The 22,584-nt window shown below is 54.8% G+C and carries 22 protein-coding genes and 1 riboswitch; of the genes, 14 read left to right on the top strand and 8 right to left on the bottom strand.

Annotated features, from left to right (window positions below; genetic code table 11):
• The first annotated feature begins 98 nt into the window (after positions 1 to 98).
• From queC to AMR42_RS05280, 4 genes are all read left to right on the top strand, one after another.
• Positions 99 to 860: a 7-cyano-7-deazaguanine synthase QueC gene (gene queC / locus AMR42_RS05295; RefSeq protein WP_099532416.1), complete on the top strand. Its 762-nt coding sequence runs from the start codon at positions 99 to 101 to the stop codon at positions 858 to 860.
• Positions 861 to 1,112: 252 nt separating this feature from the next.
• Positions 1,113 to 2,183 carry a ParA family protein gene (locus AMR42_RS05290; RefSeq protein WP_099532415.1) on the top strand — a complete coding sequence of 357 codons (1,071 nt, stop codon included), beginning with the start codon at positions 1,113 to 1,115 and terminating at the stop codon, positions 2,181 to 2,183.
• A complete protein-coding gene (locus tag AMR42_RS05285; RefSeq protein ID WP_099532414.1) occupies positions 2,167 to 2,925 on the top strand; it encodes a HEPN domain-containing protein in 759 nt (252 codons plus the stop codon). Before AMR42_RS05290 ends, AMR42_RS05285 begins: the two co-directional genes overlap by 17 nt.
• Before the next feature lie 176 nt (positions 2,926 to 3,101).
• Positions 3,102 to 4,508 carry a DNA cytosine methyltransferase gene (locus tag AMR42_RS05280; RefSeq protein WP_099532427.1) on the top strand — a complete coding sequence of 469 codons (1,407 nt, stop codon included), beginning with the start codon at positions 3,102 to 3,104 and terminating at the stop codon, positions 4,506 to 4,508.
• A 131-nt stretch (positions 4,509 to 4,639) separates the two neighbouring features.
• Here AMR42_RS05280 and AMR42_RS05275 read toward each other — a convergent pair whose 3' ends face one another.
• From AMR42_RS05275 to recQ, 4 genes are all read right to left on the bottom strand, one after another.
• Positions 4,640 to 6,268 (bottom strand): sensor histidine kinase, encoded by a 1,629-nt coding sequence (locus AMR42_RS05275; RefSeq protein ID WP_143472947.1) that lies wholly within the window; start codon positions 6,266 to 6,268, stop codon positions 4,640 to 4,642.
• The gene (locus AMR42_RS05270; RefSeq protein WP_099532412.1) at positions 6,207 to 6,758 is read right to left on the bottom strand and encodes a heme NO-binding domain-containing protein; all 552 of its coding nucleotides are present in this window, start codon (positions 6,756 to 6,758) and stop codon (positions 6,207 to 6,209) included. Before AMR42_RS05270 ends, AMR42_RS05275 begins: the two co-directional genes overlap by 62 nt.
• A 560-nt stretch (positions 6,759 to 7,318) precedes the next feature.
• Positions 7,319 to 7,612, bottom strand: coding sequence for a hypothetical protein (locus tag AMR42_RS05265; protein WP_143472946.1), 294 nt, complete (start codon positions 7,610 to 7,612; stop codon positions 7,319 to 7,321).
• A 15-nt stretch (positions 7,613 to 7,627) separates the two neighbouring features.
• Positions 7,628 to 9,874 (bottom strand): DNA helicase RecQ, encoded by a 2,247-nt coding sequence (gene recQ / locus AMR42_RS05260; protein WP_099532410.1) that lies wholly within the window; start codon positions 9,872 to 9,874, stop codon positions 7,628 to 7,630.
• A 184-nt stretch (positions 9,875 to 10,058) separates the two neighbouring features.
• Here recQ and AMR42_RS05255 point away from each other — a divergent pair, with 184 nt between their 5' ends.
• Positions 10,059 to 10,820, top strand: coding sequence for a Tfp pilus assembly protein FimT/FimU (locus AMR42_RS05255; RefSeq protein WP_099532409.1), 762 nt, complete (start codon positions 10,059 to 10,061; stop codon positions 10,818 to 10,820).
• 31 nt (positions 10,821 to 10,851) lie between these two features.
• Here the strand turns inward: AMR42_RS05255 and AMR42_RS05250 are convergent, their stop codons facing one another.
• The gene (locus tag AMR42_RS05250; protein ID WP_143472945.1) at positions 10,852 to 11,340 is read right to left on the bottom strand and encodes a hypothetical protein; all 489 of its coding nucleotides are present in this window, start codon (positions 11,338 to 11,340) and stop codon (positions 10,852 to 10,854) included.
• 300 nt (positions 11,341 to 11,640) lie between these two features.
• Between AMR42_RS05250 and argB the strand changes: the two genes are divergently transcribed.
• From argB to cobW, 5 genes are all read left to right on the top strand, one after another.
• Positions 11,641 to 12,540, top strand: a complete 900-nt coding sequence (gene argB, locus AMR42_RS05240) for an acetylglutamate kinase (protein ID WP_099532406.1) — start codon at positions 11,641 to 11,643, stop codon at positions 12,538 to 12,540.
• Between the two features lie 150 nt (positions 12,541 to 12,690).
• Positions 12,691 to 13,788, top strand: coding sequence for a Gfo/Idh/MocA family protein (locus AMR42_RS05235; RefSeq protein ID WP_099532405.1), 1,098 nt, complete (start codon positions 12,691 to 12,693; stop codon positions 13,786 to 13,788).
• A 165-nt stretch (positions 13,789 to 13,953) separates the two neighbouring features.
• Positions 13,954 to 14,095: riboswitch (cobalamin riboswitch) on the top strand.
• A gap of 193 nt (positions 14,096 to 14,288) precedes the next feature.
• Positions 14,289 to 14,678: a DUF1636 domain-containing protein gene (locus AMR42_RS05225; protein WP_099532403.1), complete on the top strand. Its 390-nt coding sequence runs from the start codon at positions 14,289 to 14,291 to the stop codon at positions 14,676 to 14,678.
• 80 nt (positions 14,679 to 14,758) lie between these two features.
• A complete protein-coding gene (locus AMR42_RS05220) occupies positions 14,759 to 15,400 on the top strand; it encodes a HupE/UreJ family protein (RefSeq protein ID WP_099532402.1) in 642 nt (213 codons plus the stop codon).
• 47 nt (positions 15,401 to 15,447) lie between these two features.
• Positions 15,448 to 16,530: a cobalamin biosynthesis protein CobW gene (cobW, locus tag AMR42_RS05215; RefSeq protein WP_099532401.1), complete on the top strand. Its 1,083-nt coding sequence runs from the start codon at positions 15,448 to 15,450 to the stop codon at positions 16,528 to 16,530.
• 19 nt (positions 16,531 to 16,549) lie between these two features.
• On the opposite strand, the gene AMR42_RS05210 is transcribed toward cobW, so the two are convergent.
• The 3 genes from AMR42_RS05210 to AMR42_RS05200 form a co-directional block, all read right to left on the bottom strand.
• On the bottom strand, positions 16,550 to 17,095 hold the full coding sequence (locus tag AMR42_RS05210) for a DUF456 domain-containing protein (RefSeq protein WP_099532400.1): 546 nt from the start codon (positions 17,093 to 17,095) through the stop codon (positions 16,550 to 16,552).
• Positions 17,096 to 17,167: 72 nt separating this feature from the next.
• Complete coding sequence (locus AMR42_RS05205; RefSeq protein ID WP_099532399.1) at positions 17,168 to 18,130, bottom strand: ABC transporter permease; 963 nt, start codon at positions 18,128 to 18,130, stop codon at positions 17,168 to 17,170.
• A 239-nt stretch (positions 18,131 to 18,369) separates the two neighbouring features.
• Entirely contained in the window at positions 18,370 to 19,374 is a 1,005-nt protein-coding gene (locus AMR42_RS05200; RefSeq protein ID WP_099532426.1) for a saccharopine dehydrogenase-like oxidoreductase, read from the bottom strand.
• A 682-nt stretch (positions 19,375 to 20,056) separates the two neighbouring features.
• Here AMR42_RS05200 and AMR42_RS05195 point away from each other — a divergent pair.
• The 4 genes from AMR42_RS05195 to AMR42_RS05180 all read left to right on the top strand — a co-directional run bounded on the left by AMR42_RS05195 (position 20,057) and on the right by AMR42_RS05180 (position 22,217).
• Positions 20,057 to 20,269, top strand: a complete 213-nt coding sequence (locus AMR42_RS05195) for a DUF2997 domain-containing protein (RefSeq protein WP_099532398.1) — start codon at positions 20,057 to 20,059, stop codon at positions 20,267 to 20,269.
• 127 nt (positions 20,270 to 20,396) lie between these two features.
• On the top strand, positions 20,397 to 20,783 hold the full coding sequence (locus AMR42_RS05190; RefSeq protein WP_099532397.1) for a DUF1257 domain-containing protein: 387 nt from the start codon (positions 20,397 to 20,399) through the stop codon (positions 20,781 to 20,783).
• Between the two features lie 277 nt (positions 20,784 to 21,060).
• Positions 21,061 to 21,519 carry a ferredoxin gene (locus AMR42_RS05185; protein WP_099532425.1) on the top strand — a complete coding sequence of 153 codons (459 nt, stop codon included), beginning with the start codon at positions 21,061 to 21,063 and terminating at the stop codon, positions 21,517 to 21,519.
• 107 nt (positions 21,520 to 21,626) lie between these two features.
• A complete protein-coding gene (locus tag AMR42_RS05180; RefSeq protein ID WP_099532424.1) occupies positions 21,627 to 22,217 on the top strand; it encodes a GNAT family N-acetyltransferase in 591 nt (196 codons plus the stop codon).
• Positions 22,218 to 22,584: the final 367 nt, after the last annotated feature.

Genomic DNA, 22,584 nt, shown 5'->3' with positions numbered 1-22,584 from the left:
CAGCAGCAGTGAAGGGGCAATGGGGCGAGGAGTGATGCCGCCAGCGTCGGCCGGCCACATCCTACCATAGGGTGGATTTTCGCAAGAATTCTTGACCCATGACCGTCGTACCGCCTGGAACTCCGGAAGCCGCCCCAACGCCCTCTGCCCGATCGCCCCAGTGCCAACCGCCCAAAGCCGTTGTGTTGCTCTCCGGTGGTTTGGACTCATCCACGGTGCTCTATCAAGCCAAGGCCGATGGGTGCGACTGCTACGCCCTGTCTTTTGATTATCAGCAGCGCCACCGTCGGGAACTGCAAGCGGCTGTGGCGATCGCCCAAGCGGCCGGCGTGGTGGCCCATCAAGTGGTGCGGTTTGACCTAACCCAATGGGGTGGCTCGGCGCTGACGGATAACCAGCTTGATTTGCCGAGCGATCGGCCCTTAGACGGCATGGCGACGGAAATTCCGATCACCTATGTGCCGGCCCGCAACACGATCTTTTTGAGCTTTGCCCTGGCCTACGCGGAGGCGATCGACGCGCAACGGGTTTATATCGGTGTCAATGCCCTGGACTATTCCGGCTATCCTGACTGTCGGCCCGACTATTTGGCGGCGATGCAGTCGGTGTTTCAGTTGGGCACGCGCCAGGGCCGGGAAGGCCAACCGATCGAAATCGTTGCGCCCTTGGTGGAACTGCGCAAAACGGACATTATCGAGCTGGGCAATCGGTTGGGCGTGCCCTGGGCGGATACGTGGTCTTGCTATGCGGGGGGCGATCGCTCCTGTGGCCGCTGCGATTCCTGTCGGCTGCGGCTGGCGGCCTTCGCGGAATTGGGCCTAACCGATCCAGTCCCCTACGAAGTTCTTCCCTCACAATAGACTCAATTCTGATGTGTGCTATGGTTGGAGAATGAGACCTAGCCAACCACATCAGAGCTTTCGGTTTTGAGTCTGATCAGGTCAAAAGAAACTAGAGACTGCTGACCTAATCGTTGATCTCTAGTTTCAATATCTTTGGCTCGATCGTTATGATTCATGAAAACTTCCTAGAAAATCATAAAAACATCAGTCCTAAATCTTAACTGATTTCATAGGCTTAAATTTTAAAACCACTGAAAAGGCTAAATAAAAATGACTAAGAAAATTGCTCTTTTTAACCACAAAGGTGGAGTAGGCAAAACCACAACCACCTTTAATTTGGGTTGGATGTTAGCCAAAAAAGGTAAACGAGTAATCTTGGTTGATAGCGATCCTCAATGTAATTTGACGGGCATGGTGTTGGGTGATGCAACAGAAGAGGATGAAGAAAGAGTTCAAAAGATCTACAAGACAACATCAAATATAAAGACAGGCCTTGCCCCTGCGTTTGAATCCCAGCCACGGGCGATTGAAGCCATTGATTGTGTGCCTGTAGAAGGCTGTCAAAATCTATTCCTTTTGCCCGGTCATCTTAGCTTTGCTGAGTATGAAGTGGCACTTGGATTCGCTCAAGAGTTAAGCGGTTCAATTCAGGCTTTGAGAAATATACCAGGAGCAATCAATGACTTGTTAGATAAGACGGCAGAAAAATTTAATGCTGATTATATTTTGATTGATATGAGTTCAAGCTTGGGAGCAATCAACCAGAATTTACTAGCAATTAGTGACTTTTTTCTGATTCCTACAACTGCTGATTTCTTTTCGATAATGGCTATTGACTCTCTAGTCAAGGTCTTACCTAGATGGTACGCATGGGCAAAAGTCGCAAGCTCACTGCAAGTTCTTCGAGAAGCTCATTACCCTTTTCCAGCGACAAAATTGAAATTTTTGGGAGTTATTATACAAAATAATCGCATTATTCACGGTAAAGCAACAACAGCCTTTCAAAATTGGATTGAAAAGATTGAGAAGGCAGTTTCTGAACAGCTTATTCCGGCACTTCAAAAAAGTAATATGACGTTGCCTGATTATTTATATCGAGAGCAAGGAGTGCAAGACAATCTTTCCTTAGCTAAAATTCCCAACTTCAATAACTTAATTGCCTTGTCTCAAGAGCACCGAACGCCTGTCTATGATTTGACTCCTGAGCAACTTGGGCAAACAGGTATTGTTCTGAAAAGTAATCAAAAGAAGCAAGAAGAGTTTAGACAAATGTTTTCTGATTTGGCCGATAAGATTATTGCGCTTAGTTCTGAAAGTTCGGTGTATGCAGTCAGCCCTTGATCAATTTCGCATCAGTATTGGTCGAGTTAGAGACCTGATTGCACTACACAATTCTATGAAAGCTCAGGCAACCGGTGCATTGGATGTGTCGGATATGCTGCGTGCAGCTTTGGTGCTGACGGTGAGTGCTCTGGATTACTATATCCATGAGGTTGTGACGCTGGGAATGCTGGAAATCTATCGAGGCGATCGCCCTGAGCCAAGCCCTGCCGGAAACATAGCCCAATCAGCCTTTGCCTGCTTTCAGGTTTCCTTGGGTAATGCACGTCAAGATCGCCTGACTGCAATCAATCTCGCAGATTGGCTGGAGTTTGAAATTCAAAAACTTCAGGGTTATGAATTCCTGCAAAATACTTATACCATTTCCGAATTAATTCCAGTTTTGTCTAATAGTCTTTCCAATAAACTAGATGACACTTTGTGGTTAGAAACAGAAATTCGAGAGCGTTTGAGATATCAGAGCTTTCAGCAGGCTGAAAAAATTGCTGATGCAATTAGGCTAATTTCCGATCAAAAGCTATGGGATACAGTTGCTGATCGAATGAAAAGATCCGCAAAAGAGGTTAAGCAACAACTTAGCTTGATTGTGGATCGAAGAAATAAGATTGCTCATGAAGCCGATATTAATCCAATATTGGGAATTGGCGAACGTTGGGGAATTGATGAAATGCAAGTGAGCGAAGCTGTGGATTTCATTGTTGGTGTAGTCGAAGCTATTCATCAGGTTATTCAGGTTGGGTGACTCAGGGGCCAAGAGTTGCTGATCAGATAGATTAAATATCCACAAAATTGACTGAGTAATAAGTTTGTTACCCGATCGCCCAAGAAAGGGTAGGGGCAGTGGATCGATCAATCGCTCGGAATTCCGCTACCATATGGGTCGCTTGACCGCTGTTGCTGAAAGTTGACCCCCTTGCCGTGACCGTTTCCCGCCGCCCGATCGCCGTTGACCTGTTTGCCGGAGCCGGAGGGATGTCCTTAGGGTTCGAGATGGCGGGGTTTGATGTGGCGGTGGCGGTGGAAATTGACCCGATTCACTGTTTAACCCATCAGTACAACTTTCCGCAGGGGGCGGTGCTTTGTCGGAGCGCGGCGGAGGTGACGGGGGCGGAAATTCGGCAGCAATTGGCGGCGGTGTTGCGGGGCGATCGCCCGAGTGATTCCGAACGGATTCGTGATTCAGCGCTGACCAGCCGCCTAGGGCTAGAAGAACCAGAGCTGGAAATTGATGTGCTGTTTGGGGGGCCGCCCTGCCAGGGATTTTCCATGATGGGAAAGCGGGCCTTTGATGATCCGCGAAATGCCTTGATGTTCCACTTTGCTCGGTTGGTGAATGAGCTGCGGCCCAAGTATTTTGTGATTGAAAATGTGCGGGGCATGACCCTGGGCAAACATCGGGCGTTTTTGAGCGAATTAATTGAGTTATTTGCCGATTTTGGCTACCAAGTGGAAGCCAACTATCAGGTTTTGAATGCGGCCCATTACGGCGTACCGCAGGATCGCCAACGTTTGTTTCTGTTGGGGGCCCGATCGGGTTGGCCGCTGCCCAGCTATCCAGCGCCCCAAACCCGCCGCCCGCCGGTTTGCAAAAGCGCCAAGCGCGATCGAACCCTGGCCCATTTGCCCATTTGCCCCACCGTGGCCGGGGCGATCGGAGATTTGCCCGACGTGGATCAATATCCCGAGCTGCGATCGAGCGATTGGTTGGACTTGGGCCAACTGGCCGATCCCCCCGGCGACTATGCCCGCTGGTTACGGGGCGCATTGCGGGATCCCGCTGATTTCAGCCATCCCCGTCGATCGCCTCGATCGGGCCTGTCCGGTTGTTTGCGCACCGACCACAGCGCCGCCTCAGTGGCCCGGTTCCAAACCACGCTCCCCGGCGAAGTCGATCGGATCAGTCGCTTTTTAAAACTGCATCCCGAAGGCATTTGCAACACCCTACGGGCCGGAACCCCCAGCAATCGCGGTGCGTTCACCTCGCCCCGGCCCATTCACCCCATCCAAGGGCGTTGCATCACCGTGCGCGAAGCGGCCCGCCTCCACTCCTACCCCGACTGGTTCTGTTTCCACGGCACGAAATGGCATGGAATGCGGCAAATTGGTAACTCAGTGCCGCCCCTGTTGGCGCGGGCTGTGGCTGCCCAGGTGCGATCGTGCCTGCCGGGCGAACCCACCCTGCCCGATCGCCCCATCCCGATCGGCGATCCTCAGTGGTTGAGCTACACCATGAGCCAAGCCGCCGATTTTTATGCGGTCAGCCGCCATGCGATCGCCCCGCGTCGTCGGCAAAGGGATCAGGCTCCTGCGGAAGCACTTTCCTGAGCTACGTTTTGCGAATTTCCCGGCTATTTCCCAGCTATTTCCTAGTCAGGATCAACCAGCTCTCTCAATTCTCAATTCTCAATTCTCAATTCTTAATTCTCAATTCTCAATTCTTAATTTTGGGACTATTCCTAAACCGCGCTCTTGCCTTGCAGTTGGGCCGGCTCGATCGGCAGCTCAATCACAAATTCCGTGCCCTGGCAAGGTTCCGAAATGCAGCGCAACCGTCCCCCGTGGCGTTCTGTCACAATTTTGTAGCTAATTGACATGCCCAGACCCGTGCCTCGATGGGCGGACTTTGTTGTGAAAAACGGCTCAAACATCTTCGATTGAATATCTCTGGGCATTCCGCACCCATTGTCACGAATCGAAATGCGCAGCCATCCAGAATTAATCAAAGCTGTTTCAATCCAAATTTTGGGTGATTCTCGTTTTGTGCCCGATCTCGCCGGTAACTCACAAGCCTGATTATGGTCTTCCAGGGCATCGATCGCATTCGCCAAAATATTCATAAAAACCTGATTAATCTGTCCCCCATAACAAGAAATTGGTGGCACATTACCATAGTTTCTAATAATTTCAATGTTCGAGGAAACCTTAGCTTTGTTGAGTCGGCTCTTCAGAATCATTAATGTATTATCAATACCTTCATGAATATCAAACCAATCAAGCGCACTAGCATCCAAGCGCGAAAATTGGCGTAACCCCTCCACAATTTCACGAATTCGCTGACTGCCAATCCGCATGGACTGAAGCACCTTTGGAAAATCATCCAAAGCAAAAGCAAGGTTTTCCAAGTCCAAACTAGCCAAAGCCACAGCACCATCCAAAGAATGATCAGGATCAATGGCTTGATCTTCAGTATTTGAGCCTAACGTGGCTTCGCTCAACCAACTCCTGGATGAATTGGCATGGGATATCTCGTGCCATTCCCTTGCTCGGGGAGAGGCTTGTAATAAAACCTGACAAGCCTCTAGTAGAGCCTGAGCATAATTGAGGCAATGATCTAAGTTGCCATAAATGAAATGTAAAGGATTATTGATTTCATGAACAATGCCCGAGATCATTTGCCCCAAAGTGGACATCTTCTCAGCTTGTACAAGTTGAATTTGTGTTTCCTTTAGCTCCTTGAGTTGTTGTTCAAGCTGGCGAGCTTGTTTTTCCGCCTTAAATCGCAAATGTTCCTGAATTGATAAAGCGTCTTTTAACTGTTCTTGGCTAGCAATCAATTGCTGATTGAGAGTTTCCACCTGCTTCACGGACATCTGGGTGGTTTGTTGCAGAAAAACCAGATCCGGGGTTACATCATGAAGCGGAAAATCTTTCAGTTGAATTCCTACATCTGTTAGTTTTTTAGCATCGATCGCGGATGGTGAGCACAGAAAAAGAAAGATTTCTGATTCCAGCAAATCCACCATCTGCCCCTTCAAAACCAAAGATAAATCTCGAGACTCCAGCAGAAAAAGGGATTGTCTTTTTTTAAGAAAGTCCTCAATGTTAATAGACATGCGAGGACGGTTAATCGAAAAATGATCCGCAAATGAGCGTCCCCTCAAGGGGTGGGGATAGATTCGATCGAGCGCCTGCCCCACCTGAACAATTTGCAGTTGATGATTGAGGGCCAAATGAAACGGAAAGAGCTGCACCAGCAACTCTGCTGAAAGGTGGAATGGGGGTAAGGGCAACTGATCCATAGCCCTAGTCAGTGGTGTAGTGGATGAGGAAGGTGTCGCATTCGTCACCCTGGGCGCGATCGGCAATTTGGGTAATTTCCACTTCCGTATCGAAGCGATCGCCCAGCCCTTCAATCAATCCCTCCACCATCGGCCCCAGACCTTGGCGAGTCGATCGATAGTGTAATTCCACCGTGTGATGGCCCACCTGATCACAGTCAAAGGACGGGGGACGAAATGCGGGAAACTGCACCCCTAGCCGCGTGTGCAAATCATCCAAATTGCCCAAAAAATCCACCAAGTTATCACCGCACATATTCATGATTTCTTGGTAGCCCGCTGTTTTGGTGTAACCCACCCAATAGTGGCCAAATTTGCGTAACAATTCTGTTGCAGAAATATCCAGAATAGTGGTCGCCGCTTGCACAATGTTGTGGGTGATGTCGTCAGGATAGGACTTCATCACAAAAAAATGCTCCTCCGAAAGCTGAGCATGGGCCATGATGTCGTCCCAAATCTCCTGGCCATATTGCTCGCACATCATCATCCGCAAGGCGCTGTTAATTAAGCCATACATAAAAATAAAGTGAAATCCTGATCTGACGGAGTAGGGAGTTTTGAGCACATGATCAGCAATTTTGCTTAATCACGTTCATTATATAAAGACGGCAGTTTTGAGCGTCAAGGGATCTTTCTGGTTATCCGAATGGTGCTCAGGAATTTATGAGATTAACTTGGTTAAAATTAATGCCTACAGTCAAAATCAGTTACGGAAACTGCCTAGCCAATCATGGTTATTTTTGAGGACTTTCGTAAGAAATCAAACATGAATTAAAAATAAAGCTTAATTATTTCCGTCAAAAAGTTTTGTGTCTGTGACATTGCGGCATTAGGTTGGCTTGGTACGGGAGGATTGGTAACGAAGTTTGGCGATCTGGATCCATTCCCAGTTGAGAAGTAGATACTCTGGGCGATCGTGCGATACTGCATGACTCAATGATGAATTCTTTAATTACTTCATGCTCTATTAGTGATTAAAGATGATGATGATTCACTCAATGGCGGAGGGGTTGGCTCAAGGTTCTGCGGCAGGGTCAGCAGTTCAAGCATGGAGCGCCAGATTTCTATCTCCGTCATCTAATCTGCATCCCAAATAATTGCCTCTTGAATTTGATTCATCTCATCGATCGTTTGATCAAAGCTGCCCACTTCGATGCCCTGACCGGCATTAATATCGGCCGCAGAAAGCGTTTGGCGTTTGACTTTGCCTTTTCGCCCTGGAACAGCAATTAAATCTAGTTGAGCAATATAGACCCTCATTTGTTCAGGATTTAGTAGCTCTTCCGGTTGATATCCCCATTGGTCTCGAATATTTTGAAGATGGGGCTGGTCACGATTGAGCATAATTAGATGATTAATTTCCTTAACCAAATAGAAGAAAAACAGCTAATGGGCGAGTTCGTTGGCGGTTTCGGCTTCCCAGGCGGCGCGGACAAGGCGGATGTCGGCATAGGTGTAGCGTTGCTGCAAGAAGTCGTAGATTTCCGTGAGTCGTTGGGCCCCGCAATGGTCGATCGCCCGGATAATTTCTTGCTGGATCTCGGGAGCCACAAAATCATCGATGTTGATCGCGTAGCCCTTGCGGATCAGCTCTTCGATGTGGGTAACGATCGTGGTGGTGCGTAGGTTGCGGGCTTCGGCGATGTCCGCCAGGCGCTGGCCCTGTTGGTAGAGTTCCCAGGTGCTGTAGATGGTGGTGCTGACGGCGCGGCTGGTGCGATCGCTGATCCGCTGGTCGATCGCCTTGGCCGGTGAATCCAGGTTGAATTCCTGGCAAAACGCCCCGATCGCCGCCGTGAAGGTTTGACCATACTGCTCCAGTTTGCGGCGACCGACTCCGGGCACATCGGCAAATTGCGCCAAATCCAGGGGCCGCAGCTTGGCCATGGCCCGCAGGCTGGCATCGGTGAAAACCACGTAGGGCGGCACGTTTTGCTCGTCGGCCAGTTGTTTGCGCAGTTGCCGCAGCCGATCGAACAGGGGTTGTTCTTCGGGGGCCAGGTCTTCGGTGTTGCTGGTGGGGCGATCGCGCCGTTGGGGGGGTACGGCGACCCAAACGTCTCGCTGTTTTCGCAACACTTCCCAACTGAGGGCGTTTAACCGCAAAACTCGATAGCCATCGGTGGTTTCATCGACCAAGCCTTCGTGCCGGAGCGATCGCGCCAGTAGTTGCCACTGTTCCGCCGTTCGATCCTTGCCAATGCCGTAGGTCGAGAGTTCTTGGTGATTATTGCGGAGGATCTTTTCGTTTTTGGAGCCGCGCAACACGTCGATGATGTATTGCGTGCCGAACCGCTCCCGCACTCGGGCCACGCAGGAGAGGAATTTCTGAGCCGGAATCGTCCAATCTTCGAGGGGTTTGGGATCGCGGCAATTGTCGCAGCCGTTGCAGTTGCCGGGAAAGGCTTCGCCAAAATAGCCCAGTTGGATTGTGCGGCGGCAGACGGTGCTTTCGGCATAGTCGATCGTCTGGCGCAGTTGCTGTTGGGCGATTCGCTGTTCGTTGGGGTCGGGCTTTTGGCCAATCAAATATTCAATGCTGCGAATGTCGCCCGTGCCGAAGTAGAGGATGCAGCGGGCGGGGTCGCCATCACGGCCGGCGCGGCCCGACTCTTGGTAATAGCCTTCCAGGTTGCGGGGCAGGTCGTAATGCACCACCAACCGCACATCGGGCTTGTTGATGCCCATGCCAAAGGCGATCGTCGCCACCATCACCCGCACATCGTCGCGAATGAAGCGGGTTTGGTTGTCGGCGCGGCTCTCGTTGTCCATGCCCGCGTGGTAGGCGAGCGCTTCGATGCCGTCCATTTGTAGCTTGCGGGTCAGCTCGTCTACCCGTTTGCGACTGAAGCAATAGACGATCGCGGAGCCATCGGTGGTGCGCAACAGCCGCAACAGTTCGGGATAGGTGTTGCGATCCTTGGGCCGCACTTCGTAGTAGAGGTTGGGGCGGTTGAAGCTGGCGATGTGGATCCGTGGATCGCGCAACTGCAACTGATGCACGATGTCTTGGCGGACGCGATCGGTGGCCGTGGCGGTCAGGGCCATGAAGGGCACGTTGGGATAGCGATCGCGCAGGCTCCAGAGTTGCCGATATTCCGGGCGGAAGTCGTGGCCCCACTCGGAGACGCAATGGGCCTCGTCGATCGCGAATTGGGCCAAGCCGATCGTCTGGTGGATTCGATCGATCAGGGGCAAAAACCCTTCGGTCATCAACCGTTCCGGCGCAACGTAGACCAACTTATAGACGTTGTTCAGCAGTTCCAATTCGCGCGATCGCAACTCGGCCACGCCCAAACTGCTGTTCAGGAAGGTGGCGGAAATCCCGTTATCGCGCAGGGCGGCCACCTGGTCTTGCATCAGGGCAATCAGCGGCGACACCACCACGGTCAGGCCAGGTTGCAACAGGGCGGGCAGTTGGAAGCAGAGGGATTTGCCGCCGCCCGTGGGAATCACGACCAGTTGATCGCGCCCTGCCAGTGCCGCTTCCACAATGTCCCGCTGGCCGGGCCGAAAGCTGCGATAGCCAAAGTACTGCTTGAGGGCCTGATCAAGGTTGGGATCGGTGACCCGATCGGGCGCTGTGGTGGGTTGCCCCGCCGTTTGGTTTGTTGTCTGACCAACCCCGATCATGTGCCTTGCCGCCACTCGCCGTGCAATTCCTTGCTGAATTTAGCCCAAAACGGCAGTCCATACCGATCTCGCTGGGGATGGGCGATCGATCCGGAGCTGGGGTTCAAGTGCGACCTGCCATAAGCCAGAAAATATACCCAGCTAATGTCAAAATAATCACCGATGGGCTGATCTACATCCGGTCATGAACTCTTCCTTTGTGTGGCGGTGGCTTGTGCGACGATCCTGCACATCTGGGCTGCGGCCCGTTGATGATCCGGGTTCAGGATTGGCAACTGGCTCTGTGGTTGTGGGTATTGTGGGTGAAGATCTGGGTTCTGGATCGGTTGCTGGTTCTGTGACTTTGGGTGATGGGCGATCGGGCTATCAAACCCAGAAGGCTTCTCACTCAATTTCAGGCTGTTTGATTTCAAATCGCTTGATGGCGGGTGACTCGGCGGTGGGGTTTACGCTGCTGGAATTGCTGATTGTGGCGGCGATGGTGGGCATCCTCAGCGCGATCGCCGCGCCCGTTTGGCTATCTTTTGCTGATAATCAACGTCTCAGCCAAGCCCAGGATGCGGCCTTTCGGACGTTGCGAATTGCCCAAGCTCGGGCCCGCCAAAATCGCCGGGTTTGGGAATTGTGTTTGCGGGACACGGGCCGATCGGTTGAGTTGGCGGTGCAGCCCGCTCGGACAGGTTTTTGTGACAATGCCCGGTGGGAACCTCTGCTGGCGGAGGCCACGGGCACGATCGGTGTGGCGATTGATGTGGATAACAGCACCCTGCGATCGCGCAGTGGCGTTTACCGAATGCAATTCCAAGGCAGCGGCTGGGTGAATGGGCAACTGGGCCGCATCACCTTTCAACTGCGCGATCGGGTGGATAGCCGCCGGAGTTGCGTGTTTGTGTCAACCCTCTTGGGTGCGTTGCGGGGCGATCGCGATCGGGCCTGCTTGCGCTAACTCACGAGTGGTTGGCTCGCGGGCTGCTGGTTTAGTTCTTCGCTTTTTCGCTCACGCCCTGGCCCAGCTCGGGAGCCACGGGATACCAACGCCAACGCTGAAGCTGAAACCGCACTGTGGTGAACCGGGCCCGTTCCGCCACCGGGCGATCGAGCAATTGCTCCACGGGCAACACTGTGCCATCAGTCTGCACAGCCAAATTGTCCGCCTCTAACTCCAGCATCCAATTGCCGAACCGACAGGTGACCGGTGTGATCCGAAAGCCACTCAAGGACTCGATCGGGTGGCCAATGCGGGCCCCCACACAAAACACCTCCTCTGGGGCCCGGCTCACGACCCGCAGCGCGATCGCCACTTCCTCGCGTAATTTCTCAGACTGCTCAATTAACGATTGCCACTCAGCCAGGCTGGAGGAGCCACCCGCCAAAGCAGGCTGGACTTCCCAGCCAACGGTGGCCACTCGCACAACTCCCACCAGAATGGTGATCAGCCCCAAAGTCCAATGTATGTATTTACCCATTGATCGGGAAGCAACCGCCGAGCGCCCAGACGATTACGTAGCCTCTGTTACGGTTTTAGCCCGATCGATGCAATCTCAGCCCAGTTCTCAAGAAAACCACACAGCAATTTCAGTGCGTCTGGTCACCACGATCCGATCGCCTGCCTCGTATCATGCAACCGAAGCGGGCCCCTCATCGGATTGACCCACGGGCAGCGGCCAAAGGGTGAATGAAAAACAACATGGGCAACCCTCGCCCGGCCGCCACCAACCGGTCACTCCTAACCTCCCCCAACAAACCCTCAGAGCCACTGACTGACCATGGATCACGAAAGCGAATACATCAGCAAAGCCGAAGCCACCCGGGTGCGCGTTCTCAGCGAAGCCCTGCCCTACATTCAGCAGTTTGCCGGGCGCACGGTGGTGGTGAAATATGGCGGCGCAGCCATGAAAGACGATCGCCTCAAGGACAAGGTGATTCGTGATGTTGTGTTCATGTCCTGTGTGGGATTACGTCCGGTGGTGGTGCATGGGGGCGGGCCCGAAATTAACAATTGGCTGGGCAAACTCAACATCGAGCCACAATTCCGCGACGGGCTGCGGGTGACCGACTCCGACACCATGGATGTGGTGGAAATGGTGTTGGTGGGCCGTGTGAATAAGGAATTGGTCTCGCTGATTAACCAGGCCGGTGGCATGGCGATCGGGCTTTGTGGCAAAGACGGCAACTTGGTCACCGCTCGCCAAAAGGGCAACCGCCAGGAAATTGGCTTTGTGGGCGAAGTTAACAGCATCAACATCGATGTGTTGGAACCGATGTTGAACAATGGCTATATTCCCGTGATTTCCAGCGTGGCGGCCGATGCGGACGGCCAGGCCTACAACATCAATGCGGACACGGTGGCCGGGGAGTTGGCGGCAGCCCTGGGAGCCGAGAAGATGATCCTGCTGACGGATACGGCCGGGGTGCTGCGGGACTATAAAGATCCTTCGACCCTGATCCCCAAGGTGGATATTCAAGGGGCCCGGGAGCTAATTTCCCAAGGCATTGTCGGCGGCGGCATGATTCCCAAGGTGAACTGTTGTGTCCGATCGCTGGCTCAGGGGGTGCGGGCGGCTCACATTATTGATGGCCGCATTCCCCACGCCCTTTTGCTGGAAATTTTTACGGACGCGGGGATTGGAACCATGATTGTGGCCTCCGATCTGATGAAGTCTTGAACGCCTTAGGGGACGGGTGCGGTTCTTCATAACCCTGATCCCGCGGCCATGAGATCGTGGGGGACAAGGGGCTGCGGCCCCTTGTCTAGTATGGGTATTGCGGAAGTTCCCTGAAGCAATCTGAACCGTTCTGAACTGTTTCGAGCAATCATGACCTATTCCACAAACACCCTGGGCGTGGCGATCGCTGGTACGGGGTTTGGCCAAAAAATCCATCTGCCGGTGTTGCAGCAGCACCATCGCACTCGCCCGATCGCCCTGTACCATCGCCAAATTCAAACGGCCCAGGCGATCGCCCAACGGCATCAGCTCCCCTATGCCTTTGATAGTTTTGAGGAAATGGTGGCCCTGCCGGAGGTGCAGGCGGTGATGATTTCTACGCCGCCCTTTTTGCACTACACCATGGCCCAAACGGCCCTGGCGGCCGGGAAGCATGTGCTGCTGGAAAAGCCGGTGACCATGACGGTGCAAGAGGCGATCGCCCTAGAGCATTTGGCTGCAAAAACGGGGGCGATCGTGGCGGTGGATTTTGAGTTTCGGATGGTTCCGGCTTGGCAATATTTAGCGGAACTGCTGGCGGACGATCGCGTGGGCCAAAAGCGACTGATCAAAATCGATTGGATGGCTTCCAGCCGGGCCGATGCCAGCCGGCCTTGGAATTGGTATGCCCAGCGATCGAGCGGTGGCGGGGCCCTCGGGGCGATCGGGTCACATACCTTTGACTACATCCATTGGCTGTTTGGGCCCGTGCGGCGGTTGTTTGCCCATTTGGTCACTTCCGTGCCCGCCCGACCCGACCCCAGCAGCGGCCAACTGAAACCGGTGGATTCCGATGATATTTGCCAAATCTTGCTGGAGCTGACCGATGGCACGCCGGTTCAGGTCTGTTTAAGCTCCACAACCTACCAAGGGCGCGGCCATTGGGTGGAAGTCTATGGCGATCGGGGCACGCTGATTTTGGGCAGCGACAACCAAGCGGACTATATCCACGGGTTCAAGCTCTGGTATGCACCCGCAGGCGAGCCGTTGCAAGAATTGCCCGTTCCCGATCGCCTGGCGTTTCCCCAAACCTATTCCGATGGGCGGATGGCGGCCGTGTTGCGGGTGGTCGATCGCTGGGTGCAGGCGATCGATCAAGGCCAGGCGATCGCCCCATCCCTCCAGGAGGGGATTGTGTCTCAGCAGCTAATGGACTTGGCCCACGAGTCCCACGATCGGGGTCAATGGGTGACGGTTCCCGATGCTTAATGCCCCCAAGCTCGCCAAAGTTGCCCCTTGCGAACCGGGGTGGCGATCGACCCCTGTTGAAATATCTTCGATCTGAACTATGCTCTTGGGATGAATCGGCCCAGCTCGATCGACGGCGGCCACAGCCAAACCATTTGGCGTTCCGTAGCCAGCCGCTGGGCAACCAGCTCGTGATTCAACTGCGGTTCTGGTGGAGACCAGCCACCAGAGGTAACGGGGAAAGTCCGGTGCAAGTCCGGCGCTGTCCCGCAACTGTGATGGGCGATCGCCCTGAGTCAGGATGCCCGCCGCGCGATGTTTACCCCTTCCACTTCTGCGAGGTTCGGACTGTGGAGTCCTCACAACTTTTGTCACCGACGGGCGAAACGCTCGCGGCCCATTCCGCATCCCCATCCGTCGTTTTCAGCCAAGCTGGCTCCGGGAAAACCAGCCCAGCACCAACAAATGGGGTCACCTCGGCCGCCTTGACCCAATCAGCCGACCAACCCGCCACCGTTCCCATGGCCCTGTTGGTTTGCACCACCTGTGCCAGCACTTGGCAAAACGGCAAGCGCGTGGGCATCAGTGGCGGTGAGCAACTGCTCGATCGCCTGCAAAGCCGTTTAGCAGACGGGGCCAATGGCGCGATCGCCCTGACTCCCATCCAATGCATGAGCGCCTGTAGCCATGCCTGTGTGGTGGCCTTTGCGGCCCCCGGTAAACACAGCTATCTGTTTGGGGATCTGCCCCACGATCTGGCCCACCTGGATCAGACCGTGGAGGCGATCGCTGCCTGTGCCGATCTCTATGTCAATCGCCCCGATGGTCTTTTGGCTTGGGGTGAGCGGCCGGAACCCCTGAAAAACGGCGTTTTGGCCCGCATTCCCCCCACCACGGTTCCGATTGCCTAGGGGCCGTTGCCCATTCCTCAGAATTCTGCATCCATCTCATATTCATCCCATCCGCCCACTAGGGCTTGGAGAAATTACCCATGCGACAAACCAAAACATTGGCATCGGTTCAAGGTTGTTTTGCTGGCGCTGTGACCGGTTTGGCCCTGCTGTTGGCTGCTCTGCCCGCATCGGCACACCACATGATGGGCGGTCAAGTGCCCAGCAACGGCTTTGAAGGATTCATGTCCGGTTTGGCTCACCCGGTGATCGGCTTGGATCACTTGGCCTTTGTGGCGGCTTCCGGCTTGGTGGCGATCGGGGCGGCCCGAGGGTGGATTGTGCCTGTGGTCTTTGCGGCGGCGGCCCTCGGCGGCACGGGGCTGCACCTGCAAAGTTGGGATTTACCCTTCCCGGAGCTAATGGTTTCCGGTTCGGTGGTGCTGTTTGGGTTGTTGCTGGCCATGGGTCGCCAACTGCCGACGGTGGCCTTGGGGGCGATCGCCCTGGTGGCTGGCTTGTTTCATGGTTATGCCTACGGTGAATCGATCGTGGGGGCAGGCATGGTTCCCCTCACGGCCTATCTGGTTGGGTTCACGGCCATTCAGCTCACGATCGCCCTCGGGGTGCGGGGGTTGGTGCAACAGTTGGCGGAAGGCTCGATCGCCCAAACCCTGCGCTACATCGGCTTTGCCATTGTGGGTGCGGGCGCGGCATTCTTAGCCTCGGCCTTGGGCGCTTAGGGCCGTTCAGGACTGGAGTTCAAGGACTGAATTCAACACCAATAACCATGCACAAAATTCCCGTTACCGTTGTCACTGGCTTTTTGGGCGCGGGCAAAACCACGCTGCTGCGCCATTTGTTGCAAAATCCCCAAGGCCGCCGGATTGCCGTGCTGGTGAATGAGTTCGGCGAAGTGGGGATTGACGGGGACTTGCTGCGATCGTGCCAAGTCTGTGATGAGGAAGATGCGACCGACCCCAATAACGGCCCCAGCAACGTGATTGAGCTGACCAATGGTTGCTTGTGCTGCACGGTGCAAGAGGAATTTTTGCCGACGATGCAACAGTTGCTCGATCGCCGGGAAGATATCGATTGCATTGTGATTGAAACTTCGGGGCTGGCGCTGCCCAAGCCGTTGGTGCAGGCCTTTCGCTGGCCGGAAATCCGCACGGGAGCCACGGTCGATGGCGTGATTGCCACGGTGGACTGCGAAGCCCTGGCGGCTGGTCGCGTGGTGGGCGATGTGGCCGCGCTGTTGGAGCAACGGGCCGCCAATGACAGCCTGGAGCACGAAACCCCGATCGAGGAATTGTTTGAAGATCAGCTCGCCTGTGCTGATTTGGTGTTGTTGACCAAGTGCGATCAAGTGGCCCCGGAGGATGTGGCGCGGGTGGAAGCCTGGCTGAAGCAGGAGTTGCGACCCGGGGTGAAAATTGTCCGTTGCCAGCGGGGGGCGATCGCGCCGGAACTGCTGTTGGGCTTCAATGCGGCGGTGGAAGATAACCTAGCCGATCGCCCCAGCCACCACGACCATCACCACCATGACCACGATCATGACGATGAGCATGATCACGATCATGACCATGACCACGACGACGACATCAGCGCGATCGCCCTCACCCTCGGAACTGTGGAGCCTCGCGCCCTGGTGCAACGCCTAGAGCGGCTGGTTCAGGAGTGGGAAATCTACCGCATTAAGGGATTTGCCGATGTGGCTGGCAAGCCAATGCGGTTGGTGGTGCAAGGGGTGGGGCCGCGGTTCGAGACCTTCTTTGATCGCCCCTGGCGGCCCGATGAAGCGCGATCGACCCAATTGGTGATCATTGGTCGCGATTTGGATCGATCGGCGATCGCGGCTGCTATTGGATAAAGTCAGGTTCGGGGAAAAGTTACATCGCCTGATTCCAGGTCGTGCCCACAAACACGATCGCCGCCATCAGGGCCAACAGTCCTTGAATCACGTTGCCAATGATGGATCCCAACAGGATGCCCAAAGCCGCCTTTAGGGAAACTTTGAAGCGGGGCACGAGCGGTACGGTGCGCCGGTAGAGCATTTCCCCCACCACGGCCCCCAACACCGGCCCCAACAAAATGCCTGCCAAGGGCCCTCCGATCGGGAGGGCCGGCAACAGGCCAAAGAACCCCAACAGCAACCCCACGATCGAGCCAATTTGCCCCCACTGGCTGGCTCCGGCCTTTTGTGCGCCAATGATGCCCGCCAGGTTGTCGATTAACAGGCTCAAGACCAACACGGCGATCGACACCCACAGGGCCGTGGTCACCAGGGCCCAGCCCTTGACGGCTCCCCAAATCACCACGGCCAACACCACCAAACTGGGCCCCGGAATGGCGGGGATGAAGGATCCCAAAACGCCCACCAAGGCCATGGCGATTAAGCCCAAATACAAAATTGTCTGACCTGTCTGCCCGTCCATGTTGAGTTGCGAATTGAGCTGCGAGTTGGTTGGTGAATTTGGGCGAGTTAATCGGGTTGGGATGACAACGGGCTAGCGATCGAGCCGCACCCTCGGATCCAAAACTCCGTAGAGGCCATCCGCAATTAGATTGAACAGCACAATCAAAATCGCATAGATAAACGCGATCGCCATCACCACGGGCGTATCGTTGCGCTGGATGGAGTCCACCAGCAAAGAGCCAATGCCCGGCACACGGAACACCTGCTCCGTCACGATCGCCCCCGTGAACACCGCTGGCACATCGAGCGCCACCAACGTCACCACGGGAATCAAGGCATTGCGCAAAATATGCCGCCCCACCACGATCCATTCCGGCAGTCCCTTCGCCCGAGCCGTGCGCACATAGCCCTGATAGACCTGTTCCAGCACCGAAGCACGGGTGAACCGCATCAGTCCGGCCGTTTGAAACAGGGCCAACACCCCGATCGGCATAATGGACTGCTTGATCTGCTCTCCCAGGCTAGCGAAATCCACCACTTGCAGGTTGCTGTCATAGATAAAGGGCAGCCAGCGCAGTTGCACACTGAACAGCAAAATCACCAGCAAGCCCGTGAAAAAGGGCGGCAGAGAAAAGCCAATGAAGGAAATGAGCGTGGCCGTGCGATCGACCCAGCCATGGCGCTTGAGGGCAGCAATTAGCCCCAACGGCAGGGCAATGAGGGCGCTGAATCCATAGGCCACCCCCACCACGGCCAGGGTGGTGGGTAACCGTTGGCCAATCAATTCCAAAACGGGCACTCGACTTACGAAGGAGTAGCCTAAGTCGCCCCGCAGCAGGGACAGCAGCCACTTGAAATAGCGGATGTGAACGGGTTGATCCAGCCCCAGGGAGGCGCGAATTTGCGATCGCACCTCGGGGGAGAGGGCCCCGTTGGCGGCAAATTCACCCAAGGGGTCGCCGGGAGCCAGGGCCAGGATGCCAAAAATAATCAAACTGATGGCGAGCAGCGTTGGAATTGCCACCCCAATTCGTCCGAGGAAGTAGCGCCCCATGGGTTTAGTCGCGATTGACCCGGCTGATGGATCGAGTGATTGAATCGAGTGATTGAATTGAATGCCTGAATTGAATGACTGAATTGAACGATTGATCAGGGCATTGACCAACGTTCAAAGTTCAGAATTCAAAGTTCAGAATTCAGACCGATGATAGGCCTTTGAGGCCGATCGCCCCGTAGCCAGCGAGACCCGCCGTGCAGATCGCTTTGGGCGGGTCTCGCTTGGCCAAATCGGCCTTAACGGACAAATTGGGGCATGATTTCAGCGGCGGTGAACAGGCCAAATTGCCCGCGCCGTTGTAGGGAAACGCCGGCCTTCAGATAGCCAAAGGCGGGGCCACAAACGTTGGCGGCCATGCTGGTTTCGTCGCCGAGGGTGAAGGTGTGGGTGGAGATTTTGCCCTCGAAGGTGCGGCCCGTGACCTGCACGTTGGTGCTGAGGGGTTTCTTGGCGTTGCGCGTATCCACCACACCACCGACGGTGACCCGATCGCGGCTGCAAATGCCCGCCAGTTCCAGCATCAGATCATCGGCATGTTCCATGTTTTCCAAGGATAGGATGCCGTTGGTGGTGTCGAGCAGGGCTTCGACTTCCGCATCGGTCATCAGGCGGGCCCGCTCGGTGTCATAACCGGGCATGTGGGCGATGTCTTCGCGGATGGTGGCGCGGTAGGCTTCCCAGTTGGCGATGCCCACTCCGAAGGTGATTTTGACGCTGTGAACTTCGGCGTAGCTTTGGGCGGCGATCGTGGCGGCGGCGGTCAACAGGCCGGGGGTGGCTCCGCAACCGGTCAGGTAGGTGATGCCAGCGTTGGCGAGCCGATCGCCCAGGGCCAGGATCTGTTCCATGGCGCTGGTGCGTTTGAGGGCATCCACCAACACGCCGCGCCAACCGGAGGCGATGATTTGTTCGACAACCTCGGCCATGAAGGTGTTGGGCAGGTTGGGCAGGGCCAGGAAGAAGCCATCGACGTTACCCTTGGCGGCTTCGATCGCCTCGATGATGCTGGTGGGGCTGAGGGAGCCGCCGGGCAGATGGCCCACGGAACCCCGATCGCGGTAGGTGGCGATCGCCTGATCGGGATCTAGCCCTTCGGGGCTGTAGGCAAAGCCATCGCGATCGACCGCTGCCACCAACAGCATTTCGCGCTTGGGAGCCAGCACCCGCGCCGCCGCTTGGCCCAAACCGCCAAAGCCCATCACCCCAACCCGAATTGCGCCGGTCTTGTCCGAATTCACCATTTGCGCCGATGCCAAGTCCACAACCGAATGACTCATAACGGAATCCCCAAACTGAACGGGTCAATCAACTTCCAACAAATTCCCACAATACAGATTCCAACAAATTCCCAGTGCGGGAAAACGCTGGAAAAAGATAACCCCCAATCATTGCAGTGATCGGTAAATCTCAGCAATCGCGATCGCCGGGCCATCTGCTTGGACTCGGCGGGTTTCGATCGAGATTGCCTGGGCGGTGGGTTGCCCAAACCGGTAGCTGACAATACTTTCGAGCGATAAATGGTGGGTGCTCAATGGCCGATCGATTGCCCCAAACCCTTGCCAATGCGTCCCTTGACTGCGATCGGAAGTTACGCCACACTATCAAAAAGGCAAAGTCAGCGCTCCTATTCAATTTAAACAATTGTCAAGAAGCGTCTCGAAATGGATCGTTTTTTGGACGATCCGCATCGATCGACTCTCGATCGACATTTCAGACCCTCGGTAACTCGGTGAAATCCCGATTCTAAAAAGACCATGGTTTGCTCGGTTGGCGCTTTTCGCGGCCCGGAACTCCTCCGTTGGGTTCCCCGTTGCGGAGCGATCGCCCGAGTCAGTGCTCAAACACCGGTACGAGTTATCCCGCTTGGGAACTTGTGCAAAGGCCTTGAGACCGCCTGTTGGCCGCCTAGTCTGGAAACCCTGCATGGAAACCCTGGAATTCATCATTTACCCCGATGGTCGGGTACAGGAGAAAGTCACCGGTATCATCGGGGCCTCCTGTGCCGAAGTGACCGCCGCCATCGAAGCACAACTGGGGCGGGTCATCAGCCGCGAGGTAACTTCCGAAAACTTTGCTCGGGCCCAAGCGGATCGCGAGGCCTCGATCGAAGCCCAAACAACCTTCAGCGAGTGGTAGCACTCTGGGATTTCTAAGGCGCAGCTTTCGAGCCATTCGGGAGCGGCGCTTTAAAAATTTCAGCCGCGCTTGCTCCGGGGGGTCTGCATCGTTCAACCCGTTCAGATCGCTGTTAACGAAAACCACCATGTCGCACTTTAGCCAAATCAAAACGCAACTTCGCAACCTGACTTCCCTGAAAGCCGCCCTGACGGATCTGGGCATGGATTGGAAAGAAGGCCCCGCCACCGTGCGTGGTTATCAGGGGCAAACGGAAACTGCCGACGTGGCGATCGAACAGCCCAACGGCTACGACATCGGCTTTGCCTGGAACGGTCAGGAATATGCCCTGGTGACTGATATGCAATTTTGGCAACTGAACGGCTCGGTCGATCGGTTCCTGAAGCAAGTGACCCAGCGCTATGCCTTCCACACCGTGATCAACAGCGGTGCTGAACAGGGCTTCCAAGTGGCCGAGCAGGTCAAGAATGAGGACGGATCGATCCGTCTGGTGTTGCAACGCTGGAATGGTTAAGGTTCGTTAAGGGAGAGGCTTTGATCCTTTCTGCGCAACGACTCAACCGGCCGCGTCGTCTCCATTGTCTAGCGCTGGCTTTGCCCAAAGCAGTAGCGATCTCGCCAGATCTTCTCGCTTGCGATCGGGGCAGGTTCTCAGAGTCCAAACTCGGAACTTGCCCCGATTTGTTTTTTCCGATTGTCGGCTTGCTATGCCACTAGAGGCAGGAAAAATCATGGATCAGGAACCACAAGCACCAATGGAATCCGCGATGGAATCCGCAATGGGATCCGCAATGGGATCCACCGACCTGGGGGTCAACAATGACGCAGGCCCCGGGTTTGCGCCAGAGCTGGGCGGTGCATTGCGTGGCCTGGGCGATCGCACCGGATTGGAGCCGGAGCTAGGCGGCCTGGTGCGCCAAAAGGGCGTGTATGTGGACGAAATTACCTGCATTGGCTGCAAAAACTGCGCCCACGTGGCCCGCAACACCTTTTACATTGAGCTGGAATATGGCCGGGCCCGAGCCATTCGCCAAGACGGTGACCCCGAGGAATTGATCCAAGAGGCGATCGACACCTGCCCGGTGAACTGCATCCATTGGGTTCCCTTTGCGGAGCTGAAGCGACTCGAAGAAGAACGGCGCTATCAAGAAATTCCCACGGCGGGCTTCCCGATCGATAAATCCGTGATTGCGGCTAATTTGCGTCGTCGCAAGGAAGCGGCCAGAAAACGGCGATCGGAACAGGGTTGATCAACGATTACAACCCACCATCACAAGCCTGAGTCCACGATTTAATGGTCGATCGCCCCTGACCCACGGGCTGGCCCCGTTTCCCGAAGCTCTTGTTTCCCGAAGCTATGGTTCCTGAACCGCGAGTGAATGAACCCAGGGCCGATCGATCGCAGGTGGATCCTCCCAGGGCGAATGACGATCGCCCTGAGTCGATCGTCATTCGCCCTGGCTTGCCCAGCGACGCAGCGGCAATTGCCCGACTTTTTCACGATACTGTGCGAGAAATTAACAGCCGCGACTACAGCCTCTCGCAGGTGAAAGCTTGGGCCCCGGATGATTTGTCGTTTCGTAACTGGGCTGAACGCAGCCAAACCCGCTGGACAATCGTGGCTGAAGATCGGTCAGTACCCGATCGCGACCTGATCGCGGGTTTCTGTGAATTGGAACCCGATGGCCACATTGATTGCTTCTACTGCCACAAAAACTATCAACGCTGTGGTTTGGGTCGGCAGCTTTACCAGACCCTAGAAACCGAAGCACTCGATCGTTCTCTTCAACAATTGCAAGTTGAATCCAGCATCACAGCGCGCCCTTTTTTTGAAGCGATGGGCTTTATTATGCTCTCTCCCCAGACCGTAAGTGTTCGAGGCGAAAGTTTTGTGAATTACAAGATGGTTAAAGCGCTCAGTCCAACTCCCAAAGGGAGCATAACCTAAGATTTAAACAAGCGAAATTTGCATCTTTGCCATGCGATCTTTTGACGAAAATTCAAAAATTAATCACTAATAACTTTGTGATTGAAAAATGAAAAAATTAGTTGATTTAATTGAAATTAATCAACTAATTTTTGATCTGAGAATCATAGGGTAAATACTGATTGTTGATTCCTGAATTGGGAACTTAATTATAAATTTTGTCAACTGCTGGGATCGAGTTCTAGCAATGGAGAAACGGGCGTGCTACCTTGAAAGTCCGGAAAAACTCGTAAATTAGTTCGAGCATTTTGAAGCATTACCCCTGCCCATTACCTGTCTCTGTCACGATCTTGCCCCCCTGATCCCGATACGTTGGTATCAATTTAAA

Origin of the sequence: Limnothrix sp. PR1529, from assembly GCF_002742025.1 — a bacterium.
Taxonomy (GTDB): Bacteria; Cyanobacteriota; Cyanobacteriia; order CACIAM-69d; family CACIAM-69d; genus CACIAM-69d.
The sequence above is the reverse complement of the archived record's forward strand: the minus strand, read 5'-3'. Positions and strand labels throughout refer to the sequence as shown.